The organism is Pseudomonas sp. MIL9, from assembly GCF_016887925.1.
Classification (GTDB): Bacteria; Pseudomonadota; Gammaproteobacteria; order Pseudomonadales; family Pseudomonadaceae; genus Aquipseudomonas; species Aquipseudomonas mohnii.
Window position 1 is genome coordinate 148,882 of the sequence record NZ_JAFEHE010000023.1, and the last position, 12,740, is coordinate 161,621.

At 60.7% G+C, this 12,740-nt stretch carries 7 protein-coding genes and 2 pseudogenes; 5 read left to right on the plus strand and 4 right to left on the minus strand.

Going from position 1 to position 12,740, the window contains the following annotated elements:
• The first annotated feature begins 16 nt into the window (after positions 1–16).
• Positions 17–3,271, plus strand: coding sequence for a DUF6543 domain-containing protein (locus tag JQF37_RS23440; RefSeq protein WP_321197582.1), 3,255 nt, complete (start codon positions 17–19; stop codon positions 3,269–3,271).
• A 259-nt stretch (positions 3,272–3,530) separates the two neighbouring features.
• Here the strand turns inward: JQF37_RS23440 and JQF37_RS23445 are convergent.
• A pseudogene (locus JQF37_RS23445) lies at positions 3,531–4,835 on the minus strand (TcfC E-set like domain-containing protein); the annotation flags it as partial.
• Positions 4,836–4,937: 102 nt separating this feature from the next.
• Positions 4,938–5,422: pseudogene (locus JQF37_RS23450) on the minus strand (CS1 type fimbrial major subunit).
• A gap of 502 nt (positions 5,423–5,924) precedes the next feature.
• Here JQF37_RS23450 and JQF37_RS23455 point away from each other — a divergent pair.
• Positions 5,925–6,500: a PadR family transcriptional regulator gene (locus tag JQF37_RS23455; protein WP_130207527.1), complete on the plus strand. Its 576-nt coding sequence runs from the start codon at positions 5,925–5,927 to the stop codon at positions 6,498–6,500.
• Positions 6,497–7,282 carry a siderophore-interacting protein gene (locus JQF37_RS23460; protein ID WP_130207525.1) on the plus strand — a complete coding sequence of 262 codons (786 nt, stop codon included), beginning with the start codon at positions 6,497–6,499 and terminating at the stop codon, positions 7,280–7,282. The genes JQF37_RS23455 and JQF37_RS23460 overlap by 4 nt, the downstream gene beginning before the upstream one ends.
• Positions 7,283–7,386: 104 nt before the next feature.
• Here the strand turns inward: JQF37_RS23460 and JQF37_RS23465 are convergent, their stop codons facing one another.
• Both JQF37_RS23465 and JQF37_RS23470 read right to left on the minus strand, forming a co-directional pair.
• Positions 7,387–8,046 (minus strand): Pr6Pr family membrane protein, encoded by a 660-nt coding sequence (locus JQF37_RS23465; RefSeq protein WP_204149769.1) that lies wholly within the window; start codon positions 8,044–8,046, stop codon positions 7,387–7,389.
• A gap of 14 nt (positions 8,047–8,060) precedes the next feature.
• Positions 8,061–8,291 (minus strand): VF530 family protein, encoded by a 231-nt coding sequence (locus JQF37_RS23470; protein ID WP_007985772.1) that lies wholly within the window; start codon positions 8,289–8,291, stop codon positions 8,061–8,063.
• 368 nt (positions 8,292–8,659) lie between these two features.
• Between JQF37_RS23470 and JQF37_RS23475 the strand changes: the two genes are divergently transcribed.
• The gene (locus JQF37_RS23475; protein ID WP_130207521.1) at positions 8,660–10,042 is read left to right on the plus strand and encodes a carbohydrate porin; all 1,383 of its coding nucleotides are present in this window, start codon (positions 8,660–8,662) and stop codon (positions 10,040–10,042) included.
• A gap of 210 nt (positions 10,043–10,252) precedes the next feature.
• The gene (locus tag JQF37_RS23480; protein ID WP_130207519.1) at positions 10,253–12,664 is read left to right on the plus strand and encodes a glucose/quinate/shikimate family membrane-bound PQQ-dependent dehydrogenase; all 2,412 of its coding nucleotides are present in this window, start codon (positions 10,253–10,255) and stop codon (positions 12,662–12,664) included.
• Positions 12,665–12,740: the final 76 nt, after the last annotated feature.

Sequence of the window (12,740 nt, forward strand, 5' to 3'; positions counted from 1 at the left end):
AAAGGACGATCAGGCAATGCCCATTACCCCCTCGGCGATTCAAGGATCAGACCCCCTCGATAAAAGCATCCACTTCCATCAGGTCAGAAAGGCGATTCCTGCCTGGCTGCTGAACGCCTCGCCATCGCGTGTCGCCCCCCTGAAATCGGTCAGGCTGACGGTGCCCGACTGGCACAAGAACGCGTCAACCACCGCTCACCGCCAGTTGAAAAAAGCCATCCAGCTCGGCTGGACCGCGCAAAACACCGCAGATAAGGCTCTGAGTGGTGTGCAGGATATTTCCGCCTTTGCCAAACCTCTGCTGCAGAAAGCGCTGAAGGACCGCTTCGGCGTCGAAGACGATGTCGAGCAAACCTGGCTGCGACTCTATGCCCCGGTGACGACGGCCTGGTGGGTGCATGACTTTTCCGGCGGAACCACCAGCCGCACCGTCTCGCTGCTGGACGCCGCGCTGCACAACTTTTCCCGGGACGAGACGTTCACCCAGGACTCCGAGTTCATCACCCGCCCCGATGCACGCGGGCATTTCAACGTCAAACCGCTCAAGCACAGACTGAGCATCGAGCAGTTCAAGTCCCTGTGTCGCGACCTGGACATCGGCGCCCGCTATCAACAGCACCTGAAAGACACCTTGCTGCCCACCGACAAAGCGGCGAGCAATGTCCTGCGCCACAAAGTCATCCTCAGCCAGAAAAGCGCACTGAATGTCGCCGCGCACATGGCCCTGATGAAAAACGACATCGACCAGGAGGCCTTTGATGTCGTGCAAGGCATGCTCGACGATCGTTCGCGACTGAAGTGGAACGGCCAACCCGTCGACTATTACAACCTGGCGATGATGGACACGCGCCTGAGCGGCATCATCCTGATCGCGGCGGACACCTCCAGCGCCAGCGGCGCGGTCCCGGTGATTGCCTATGTTCCCCATGATCCGCTCCACCCACTCAAGCGGTACGCCTCGTCACTCGAGTTCATGGCTGAACTGACGCGCCAGTTGCGCGATGGCGAATCCGCCAACAGCTATCAACGGTTCTTCAGCCAGTTCGTGCCCCATGAGCAACGCGGCCATTTTTTTGCCGGGTTGAACGCGCGCCTGAGCACGGTGAAATGGCAGCCGGTGGCCGCCGGTTCCAGCTTGCCGAGCTGGCGCGAAACCCCTGTGGATAAACCCGATCTGCAATTCAGCGTGTCGAGCATCAAGATCGACCGCGAGACGACCTTCAACAATGACCTGTGGGGCTATCGCTACCGGCAGACCCTCAACAAGGTGTTCAACGATGCCCGGCAGATCGCCATTTCCACCGAATACGCCGACCGCATGGCCAGGTGGGCCTGGTGGGACAACCTGGAAAAAATGCTCTCCGACATCCTCAACGTTGCCCTGCTGGTGGCGACACCGCTGGTGCCTGGCCTGGGCCCGCTGATGCTGGCGTACACGGCCTGGCAACTGACCGATGGCGTGGTCGAGGGCCTGGTCGACCTGGCCGAAGGACGCCTGGCCGACGCAGGTGAGCAGACCCTCGGCGTGCTGGAAAGCGTCATCCAGCTGGGCGTGTTCGCGGCGGCAGGCGCCGTCGGCAATGTGGCACGGACGAAGCTCTCGCCGTTTTTTGAAGGCCTGAAACCAGTGCAGTTGGCCAACGGTGAGACGCGTTTGTGGAACCCTGACCTCAGCCCCTATCAACGCACCGACGTGAATTTGCCCACGGACGCCCGGCCGGATGACCAGGGTATTCACCAGCATCAGGGTCGACGCATCCTGCGCCTGGACGATCAACATTTCGAAGTGCTGGAAGACCCGGTCACCGGGCAACCACGCATCCGCCATCCGCAGCGCTTCGATGCTTACGCCCCGACCCTGCGCCACAATGGCCATGGCGCCTGGGTCTGCGAAACGGAAAACCCGCGCCAGTGGGAAGGCTCGACCCTGATGCGCCGCCTCGGCCACAGCACCGAGGGTTTCAACGATGAACAGCTGGAGGAGATCCGCCAGATCAGCGGCACCGATGAAGGCGTGCTGCGCAGGGTGCATGTTGAAAACGCCCCGCCCCCACCGCTGCTGACCGATACCCTGCAACGCCTGGCTTCACCCCCCATTGCACCCGCGCCACTATCCACTGAAATCGCGCCGCTGTTCAGCGAATTCCCCGAGCTGCCGGCGACCGTTGCCGAACACATCATCGAGGGCGCCAGTGCCACGGAAGATCAGCACATCGCCCAGAAGAAACGCCTGCCCCTGCGCCTGAAAACCCAGGCCCGAGAGCTGCAATTCGAAACCCGGGCGGTGCGGGCGGCCCAGGGTCTATACCCGAGCGCATCAATCACCCCCGACACCGAGCGCCTGGTGCTGGGCACCCTGCGCTTCAACACCGATACCTTCGGCGACCTGCGCCTGGAGATTCGTCAGGGAACCATCGATGGCGAGCTGCGTTACAGCGTCGGCCCCGATGACGCCACGCGGGTGCGGGTCCTGATTCGCGACGAGGCCGGGCAGTATCAGGTGCGTGACGGTGACGATCAGCCGATCCATGAAGCCGATGACTTTTTTGAAGCCGTGCTGCAGGCCACGCAAGTGAATGGACAAAACGCCCTGGGCTACAAACCGGGGGATGCAGAACTGTTCAGGCAGTGGGTCATGGTCAAATCGGCTCCGCCGAGCGAACGCCGGGTGGTGCTCGCCGAGCCGCCCGTTCGCATGGTGGCCGAGCATGAAACGATGCTGTTGGTGCGTGGGGGCTGGCTCAGCAAGGAAGGCAAAACATTGCACGAACGCATCCATGACCTTTATCCGCACTTCAGCGATACCGAGGTCGATACGTTTGCCCGTGCCCTGACTGAAAGGGGCGAGCCGATGAGGCTGCTTGAGGAACAGGAAAACGATCTCAACCAACTGCGCAATCTGATCGATCTCTGGCACGCGCAGGCCGCCGGACTGGATGCCGACAATCCGATGCCGTTGCGCGGAACTCGACAACACATTGCCGAGCGATTACTCGCCTGTTTCGAAAGAAAAAATGCCGAGCTCGGCAGCCGTACCGAACCCCATGGCTATGCACTGGATCTGTCACGGGAACTGCTTCCGATAAATCTGCAATCCGAATGGCCCGATCGGCCGCAGCTACAAAGTTTTCTGGACAAGGTCACGATCCTGAAACTCGACAACACCCGCTTTTCCGCCAAAGCCAACGGTTTGCTGAAAGACTTCCCCACATACTTGGAGCCTATGCCGGTAATGCGCATTTTTACCGTCTCCACCGCTCCGGATTCATGACGAACCGTCAGATCGCGCCATTGCGCCGGCACCCTGAACGTTGCGCCCTGGCGCGGCGACCCATGGTTGGCCGGGATCGCCTGGCTGGACTCGAACTGAATCGGCACTTGCAGGCTGAACGTCTGATTTTCGACACATTGCCCCGGGTATCGCTCGCAGTAACCGCTGGGCGGGGTGGTGTTCTTGAATTGGTTGAGATGGGGTTGCGTCGGATCAGGCTTGAACAACGCCGTGATTGAAACGTCCTGGGCCAACGCCTGTACAGGCCTTGCAGGTCGGCACCGGTGCCGTGGTCCTCGGTCTGGTAGAGGTTGGCGTAGACACTGGTGCTGTTGCCCAGGGTCCAGTCGATGGAGCTGCCGTACTGGAGCTTTTCCCGCACCTGGCGTGCGGACAGGCCGAGAATCACCCGTGGGTGCAACAGATAGTTGATCGAAGCCCCCGCCGTCGCATCGCCACTGCTTTGTTGATCCCAGTTGCTCAGCAGCTTGCTTTCCTGCCCGGCGAACAGGTTGTAGCGCCAGCGCTCATCGTGGTTGCGCCAGTTGCTCGGCTTGTAGATCAGCTCCTGAGTGGTCGAAGTGACTTGACCGTCCTCGATCAGCCGTACTTCCACTTCGTAAATGCCGCCGGGCAATGGCCGTGTGTCGAGGGTTTGCAACCCGGCCGGGACCGACTGGGTGTTGATCAACAGGCCATCGCGATAGATCTCCACCGATGCCTGGCGGTTGGCCGTGACATAAACCGGGTACACGCTGGGTTTCGGACTGTCGATGGCCAGGCTGTCGGAGCTGCCATACATCACGCCCACGGCGGTGTCGGGACTGGTGCCGAACGAACGGGGCTGGCGGGTCAGGCCTTCGGCGTTGGGCGTGAAGTAGCCCAGGCGGAAAAAACTGCCCTCCAGTTCGCGCTGGGTGAACAGCTCATGCACCGCGTGGTAGGTCTTGTCATCCGGCCCGCCCAGACGCGCCAGTTGCATGTTGAAGGTCTGGCTCCAGTTGCCCAGGCTGCCGCTGGCCTCCAGACCGAAACGACCGCCCAGGTCTTGATCCTGGCCGCCGTTGAGATTGAGCTGGTTACGCACCATCAGGCCGCTGCTGCCGCCTTCGGGCTGAGCGTAGAAACGCTTGGCTTCGCTGTCGCGCTCGGCATTTTCGGTGACGATCGACAGCAAGGAATTTTCCAGGTTGTAGTGAACCGCCAGCATTTGTTCCGGGCATTGCCCCGTGCAGGCTCCCAAGGCCACGCCGGGCTTGAGGATGTCGGCCCAAGTCTCGCGCTCCCCGGCACCCAAACGGCTTTCACTGGTATCGGTGAAATCGAGCAACGTCACCCGGTCATCGCGGGACAACACAATCATCGCCTCACCGAGTGGCTGTTGATCGAGCTCGACCCGAACCGCCAACGGAACGTCAAAGAAATGCTCCTCGAACTCTGCCGGCAAGCCTTTGGCCTGGGCCAGCAAACTTCGCGGCGTATGATCAACAGAAGTGGGCGCCGCAAATGCACTGCTACATAACAGCAACGCAAGCGCTGCCGCGATGGGCGTCATCGGGAACATGAACGAGTACTCTAATAACAAAGAAGTTAAATCCCGACCGGCAACTTTTTACAGCGCCGGTCGGTCACGTTACTTATACAAGTAAGTGCTTATGACTCTTGATCAAGGAGCAGGAGGAACAGCATCGAACATCATGGTGACCGCACCGGTGTAATCACCTGGCGCAAAGGTAGTGCCCAGCGCCTTGATGTGAGAGGGGCACGATAGTTCACGTTCGATTCGGTTTCGCCGACGACCATTTGCGGAGTGGTCGTGAGCACTACATTGTTGAGTGCCACTTGCAGGTCGATCTCCGAAGCACCGCCGATCAGCTTCGGCACACTTTCAAGGCTGGCGTGCACCGAACCGTTGTTGTTGCGCACGTCGAAGAAACCGTTGACCTCATCCATGGTGCCTTTGCTTGGCAAGTAATCCATTCTCTGATCCTTGTTGACCAGATCCGGATCGACCGGCACCACGTAGAAACCATTGGTGGGTACATGAGCGACAAGGTTGATGGAATGACGGGCTTCACCCGCGGCGAATACGGCGGAAGAACTCAGTGCCAGAACAGCCAGAGGAGCAGCGAACGCGATTTTCTTGAACATCTTTCAGTACCTGTCTTTTAAAAGGATAAAGCGCAGAAAGTTCAAGTTGAGCAAAACCGTCACGAGCAGTTATTTGCTCAGCTGAACTTTCAACGCCGAAAGATGATCGACCAATTTATCTGGAAAGTAAGCAGGCAAGTTCCTGCAAGTGCGTAGCCAAAGTGCTATCGAGGCAGAAAGAAAAAACCTGAAATTACTTAAAATTGAATGCCTGACTGTAAGAGAAATACTACAAAGCTGACACTAACGACAATGACTCGCAGATACTAACCTAGTTGCTTCTGTAAGACCAATACCACAAGTCCCGCATTTAATAGGCCAAAACATAACATTAGAGAGTTAACACTAATTTCAGGTTTTTCACCTGCATTGATTGCCACCATTTTTGCCGTTTTGGCGGGCAAATCGGCCCGACGCTCGGGACGGCCATCGGTCGGGGGGGCTTGCGCCCCCATTAAGATATATCTTAAGTTATGTCTAAACACGACGAGAGAAAGCACAAATGAGAGACCATCATTCCCCCCACCGTGAACACGGCGACGGCCGCGACGGCTTCGAGAAACGTCCCGGACGCGAGCGCGGTGGTCGCGGTCCCCGGGTCTTCGCCCCCGGTGACCTGAAATTGCTGTTGCTGGCGCTGATCGCCGAACAGCCTTGCCACGGCTACGACCTGATCCGCCAGATCGAAGGCATGTTCGACGGCGCCTACAGCCCCAGCCCCGGCGTGATTTACCCGACCCTGACCTTTCTGGAAGAGAGCGAAATGATCCAGGGCGACGCCGAAGGCGGGAAAAAACGCTATTGCGTGACCGACGCCGGGCGTCAATCCCTGGCCGAGCAAGCCGTCGCCCTTGAAGGCGTGCGGGTGCGCATCGATGTCAGCAAACGCTCCCTGCGCGGCCATGATCGCCCACCCGAAATCCACGAGGCGGTGCACAACCTGCGCCACGCCCTGCAACTGCACCACGGCCGCTGGAGCGCGCAAGAGATCCAGCGTGTCGCGGCCCTGCTCAACGACACCGCCAAAGCCATCGTCGACGGCCCCGCCGTTCAAGCTGCCCAGGAGAAAGCCGAATGACTGAAGTCGTTACCCAAGCCATTCATCGCGTCATGCACGAAATCAAACGCCGGCGCCTGAAAGTGTTGCGGGTGGTCGACCTGACCCCGCGCATGCGCCGGATCACCCTGGGCGGGCCCGAACTGGCAGGGTTCGTCAGCCTCGGCACGGACGATCACGTCAAACTGCTGTTCCCGCAGAACGCGGCGGAACAGGCAGCCCTGGAAACCCTGGTACTCGGCGCCGGCAAAAGCGACGGACCGATGCCGGCCATGCGTGACTACACCCCGCGTCGCTATGACCTGGACACGCTGGAGCTGGACATCGACTTCGTGCTGCACGGCGACGGCCCTGCCTCGACCTGGGCCGAACAGGCCAGGCCGGGGCAGTTCCTGCACATCGGCGGGCCGCGCGGTTCGATGATCGTGCCGGACATGTTCGACAGCTATCTGCTGATCGGCGACGAAACCGCCCTGCCCGCCATTGCCCGGCGTCTTGAAGGCTTGCCGGCGAATCGGCGGGCGCTGGTGATTGTCGAAGTGGAAAACGGCAAGGAGCAGCAAGTGCTGCAGAGCGCTGCCCAGGTCAACGTGATCTGGGTGCTGCGCGAAGGTGGCAAGGACCACCTGCTGAGCACGGTGCGGCAGATCAAGGTGCCCACGGGCAGCCTGTACGCCTGGGTCGCGACCGAGACCAAGGTGTCACGGCAAATCCGTCGAGTGTTGCTCGATGAGCATGGGTTGGACGAGCAGTTCGTCAAAGCGGTCGGCTACTGGCGGCTGGATAACACTGACGAAGAGTGACCGGCTTTAGGGCCCCATCGCGAGCAGGCTCGCTCCCACATTGGATCTGTGTGCAGCAAACCTTTGTGGGAGCGAGCCTGCTCGCGATGGCGATGCCACAAACACTACAAATTCAGCCCCTTGGCACGGCGTCCCAGCCAACCATCCAATCCAATCAACAGCAACGCAATCAACACAAACCCCGCCAACAATCCCCCGGCATTGATGAACACCTGTGGATAACCCAGCTTCTCCACATCAACGAACGGATAGGGATAAACCGCCAGCAAATGCCCGCGCAGCAGCGAATAGCCGAAGTACAGCAGCGGATAAATCACCCACAACGCGATGTGCCCCAGCCGCAACCGGCCCTTGGGCACACGACACCACCAATACACCAGGAACAGCAGCGGCATGATGTCGTGCAGCAGCTCATCGGCCAGCCATTGCCAGCCCTGCGGGTGCCACAAATGGCGCAGTAACAGGTTGTAGGCCAGGCTGACCACGGCGATGCTCACGGCAATGCCGCTACTGACCGAGGATTGTAAAAACCAGCGCCGTGCAGCGGACTCGCGGGACGTCAGTTCACAGGTCAGGACCGTCGCCACCAGCGTATTGCTGAGCACGGTGAAGTAGCTGAAAAAACTCATCAACCCACCCAGCAGACTGGCGCCCAGGGTCCACCGCGAATAGAAAATCAGGTACATCTGGATGCTCAGGCCGGCCCAACCCAGGACCGCTGCCACGGCCACAAAATGACGTCGTGCGGCAGACCCCATCGCCATCGGGTTGACCCTGTTCAGAGCGGACGCTTGGTGCGCATCAGCTTTACGTAGAGGCGCTCGACCTTCTCCCGTGCCCAAGGGGTTTTACGCAGGAACGTCAGGCTCGACTTGATGCTCGGGTCACTCTTGAAGCAGCGAATATCGATGCGCTCGGCCAGCCCCGACCACTCATAATGCTCAACCAGGGCGTTGAGGATCTGTTCCAGGGTCACGCCGTGCAGCGGGTCAGTGTTGTGTTCGGTCATGCCAGGCCTTCGAGCAGAGTGTGGATTGGAAGCCGCGCACCTTAGCCGAGGGCTTCTTCGGGTGGAAGCGATCTATCAAATGTAGGTGATCTTGGGATCCCGGGACCCTGTAGGAGCGAGCTTGCTCGAGAAAAACGCAATGACACCGCTGGGCATCTGGTTTTACGCGTTTTCGTTCAAGTCCATCGCGAGCAGGCTCGCTCCTACAATTGTTACCGAATCCGAAATAATTCATCTCAACAAAGCGCTTTCTCTATTTGTAACAGAACATTATCCTTGCACTGGCCTTTGCTGAAACGCTTCCGCTGATACGCATCTCGCCTGCCGCGTCCAATCATCCCCAGAAAAAGATCAAGAATTTCCCCTCTATGCCTGATTTACAACCTTCGAAAGACAGCGCTGTCTTTAAGCCTGTCGCCTGCCGGAACGCCTTGAACCTGATCGGCGGATTGACCGCGATGAGCCTCGTCACCTGCGCCCAGGCTGCGGCGGCCTTTGATAGCGACTCACCGTGGATGCTCGGCGACTGGAACGGCACGCGCACCGAACTGGCGGAAAAAGGCTACGACTTCAAACTCGATTACACCGGCGAAATGGGCAGCAACCTGCACGGCGGCTACGACCACGACCGCACGGCGCGCTACAGCGACCAGTTCGGCCTCGGTACGCATCTGGATCTGCAGAAGATCCTCGGCTGGAACGACGCCGAATTTCAGCTGACCGTGACCAAACGCAGCGGCAACAACATCAGCAACGACCGGATCAACGATCCGCGTGTCGGCGGCTTCACCTCGGCCCAGGAAGTCTGGGGGCGTGGCCAGACCTCGCGCCTGACGCAGATGTGGTATCAGCAGAAATTCCTCGACCAGACACTCGACATCAAGGTCGGCCGCTTTGGCGAAGGCGAAGACTTCAACAGCTTCCCTTGCGACTTCCAGAACCTGGCGTTCTGCGGCTCCCAGGTCGGCAACTGGGCCGGTGGCATCTGGTACAACTGGCCGGTCAGCCAATGGGCGATGCGGGTCAAATATCACCTGACGCCGCAGCTGTACGCGCAGGTCGGTGCCTATGAGCAAAACCCGTCCAACCTCGATCGTGACAACGGCTTCAAACTCAGCGGCAGCGGCACCCAGGGCACGGTCCTGCCGGTGGAACTGGTGTGGACGCCGAAGCTCAACGGCCTGCCCGGCGAGTACCGCGCCGGTTACTACTACAGCAGCGCCAAAGCCAGCGACGTCTACAAGGACAGCAACGGTCAGCCCGCGGCCCTGAGCGGTGAGGCCTACCGCAGCGCGTCGAGCAAGCACGGCGTATGGCTCGGCCTTCAGCAGCAGGTCACCAGCGTCGCCAGCGATAACAGTCGTGGTTTGAGCCTGTTCGCCAACGGCACGATGCACGACAAAAAGACCAACGCCATCGACAACTATGTCCAGGCCGGCCTCGTCTACAAAGGCTTGCTCGATGCCCGGGCCAGAGATGACATCGGCTTCGCCCTGGCCCGCGTCCACGTCAACCCGGCGTATCGCAAAAACGCCGAAGCGACCAATCAGGCCCACGCCGTCTTCGATTACGACGACCCGGCCTTCCTGCCGCCCCAGGACACCGAATACAGCGCCGAACTCTATTACGGCGTGCACGTCACCCACTGGCTGACCGTGCGCCCGAACCTGCAGTACATCCGTCACCCCGGTGGCGTAGACCAGGTCGACGACGCGCTGATTGGCGGGATCAAGATCCAGTCGTCGTTCTAAAAACACCATTCCCCTGTGGGAGCGAGCCTGCTCGCGATGGCGGTGTATCAGTCGACATTAATGCTGAATACCAGACCGCTATCGCGAGCAGGCTCGCTCCCACAAGGGTTGCATCAACCAAACCGTTTTTATCTGAACCATGCCCGCGCCGGATCGTCATCTACAGTGAACTGGCGCGGGACAACTTGAAACGTCACGGAGAATCACACTATGAGCACTGAGGGTGCCTTGGGTCGAAGCCGTCTATTGCCGACCTTGCTCGGCATACTGCTTCTGCTAATGGGCCTGGCCATGCTGGCCGGGGGGGTCAAGCTGAGCATGCTGGGCGGCTCGCTGTACTACCTGCTGGCCGGTATCGGCATCGCGTTGACCGGCGTTCTGCTGATCGCCGCCCGTCGCGCCGCACTGGGCCTGTACGCACTGGTGCTGTTCGCCAGCACCGTCTGGGCCTTGTGGGAAGTGGGCCTCGACTGGTGGCAACTGGTGCCGCGCCTGGCGCTGTGGTTCGCCCTGGGTGTGGTGATGCTGTTGCCGTGGTTCCGCCGTCCATTGCTGCGTGACGGCACTGCGCCACTGGGCACCGGCGCATTGAGCGTGGCCGTGGCGCTGGCCGGTGCAACCGCCCTTGCCAGCCAGTTCACCCACCCCGGTGAAGTCCTTGGCGAGTTGGGCCGCGACAGCACCGACATGACCAGCACGGCGCCAGCAATGCCCGAAGGCGACTGGCAGGCCTATGGCCGCAGCGAATTCGGTGATCGCTACTCGCCGCTCAAGCAAATCACGCCCGGCAACGTCGGCAAGTTGCAGGAAGCCTGGCGCATCCGCACCGGCGACCTGCCAACCGCCGATGACCCGGTGGAACTGACCAACGAAAACACCCCGCTCAAAGCCAACGGCATGCTCTATGCATGCACCGCCCACAGCAAGGTGCTGGCGCTGGACCCGGACACCGGCAAGGAAATCTGGCGCTTCGACCCGCAGATCAAGAGCCCGTCGGGCTTCAAGGGCTTCGCCCACATGACCTGCCGTGGCGTTTCCTACTATGACGAAAACGCCTACGCCAAGGCCGGCGATGCGGCGTCCGCCGTCGTTTCCGAAGCCGGTAAAGCAGTGGCCCAGGCTTGCCCGCGTCGTCTGTACCTGCCGACCGCCGACGCCCGCCTGATCGCACTGAATGCCGACACCGGCAAGATCTGCGAAGGCTTCGGCACCAACGGCGTAGTAGACCTGACCCAGGGCATCGGCCCGTTCACGCCGGGCGGCTACTACTCCACCTCGCCGGCCGCGATCACCCGTGACCTGGTGATCATGGGTGGCCACGTCACCGACAACGAGTCGACCAACGAGCCGTCCGGCGTGATCCGCGCCTATGACGTGCGCGACGGTCACCTGGTGTGGAACTGGGACAGCAACAACCCGGACGCCACCGAGCCTTTGGCACCGGGCCAGATCTACAGCCGCAACTCGGCGAACATGTGGTCGCTGGCCAGCGTCGACGAAAAACTCGGCATGGTTTACCTGCCGCTGGGCAATCAGACGCCTGACCAGTGGGGCGCGGACCGCACCCCTGGCGCAGAAAAATTCAGCGCCGGCCTGGTCGCTCTGGATCTGGCCACCGGCAAGGTGCGCTGGAACTACCAGTTCACCCACCATGACCTGTGGGACATGGACGTTGGCAGCCAGCCGACCCTGCTGGACATGAAAACCGCTGACGGCATCAAGCCGGCTGTGATCCAACCGACCAAGCAAGGCAGCCTGTACGTCCTCGACCGTCGCGACGGCACGCCGATCATTCCGATCCGTGAAATCCCGGTCCCGCAAGGCGCCGTGAAGGGTGACCACACCGCACCGACCCAGGCCCGTTCGGACCTGAACCTGCTGGCCCCGGAACTGACCGAAAAAGCCATGTGGGGCGCCAGTCCGTTCGACCAGATGCTGTGCCGCATCCAGTTCAAGGAACTGCGTTACGAAGGCCAGTACACCCCGCCATCGGAACAGGGCAGCCTGATCTACCCGGGTAACGTCGGCGTGTTCAACTGGGGCGGCGTGTCGGTCGACCCGGTTCGCCAGATGTTGTTCACCAGCCCGAACTACATGGCCTTCGTCTCGAAAATGGTCCCGCGCGCCCAAGTGGCGGCCGGCAGCAAGCGCGAGAGCGAAACCGCTGGCGTGCAACCGAACACGGGCGCCCCATACGCGGTGATCATGCACCCGTTCATGTCGCCGTTCGGCGTGCCGTGCCAGGCGCCGTCCTGGGGTTACGTGGCCGGTATCGACCTGACCACCAGCAAAATCGTGTGGAAACGCAAGAACGGCACCAGCCGCGACAGCTCGCCGCTGCCGATCGGCCTGCCCATTGGCGTGCCAAGCATGGGCGGCTCGATGGTCACTGCGGGTGGCGTCGGCTTCCTCAGCGGCACCCTGGACCAGTACCTGCGCGCCTATGACGTCAACACCGGCAAGGAACTCTGGAAGTCGCGCCTGCCGGCCGGCGGCCAGGCGACACCGATGACCTACACCGGCAAGGACGGCAAGCAATACGTGCTGCTCGTGGTCGGCGGTCATGGTTCGCTGGGCACCAAGATGGGTGACTATGTGATTGCGTACAAACTGCCCGAGTAAGTTTTAGCGGCAGTAAAACGAAAGGCGACGCCCTCACAGGCGTCGCCTTTTTTGTGGCCGCAGATTTCAAAACACC

Coding starts and splice junctions, on each gene's coding strand:
- JQF37_RS23440 (WP_321197582.1), top strand. CDS start 17: ATGCCCATTACCCCCTCGGCGATTCAAGGATCAGACCCCCTCGATAAA.
- JQF37_RS23455 (WP_130207527.1), top strand. CDS start 5,925: ATGAGAGACCATCATTCCCCCCACCGTGAACACGGCGACGGCCGCGAC.
- JQF37_RS23460 (WP_130207525.1), top strand. CDS start 6,497: ATGACTGAAGTCGTTACCCAAGCCATTCATCGCGTCATGCACGAAATC.
- JQF37_RS23465 (WP_204149769.1), bottom strand. CDS start 8,046: ATGGCGATGGGGTCTGCCGCACGACGTCATTTTGTGGCCGTGGCAGCG.
- JQF37_RS23470 (WP_007985772.1), bottom strand. CDS start 8,291: ATGACCGAACACAACACTGACCCGCTGCACGGCGTGACCCTGGAACAG.
- JQF37_RS23475 (WP_130207521.1), top strand. CDS start 8,660: ATGCCTGATTTACAACCTTCGAAAGACAGCGCTGTCTTTAAGCCTGTC.
- JQF37_RS23480 (WP_130207519.1), top strand. CDS start 10,253: ATGAGCACTGAGGGTGCCTTGGGTCGAAGCCGTCTATTGCCGACCTTG.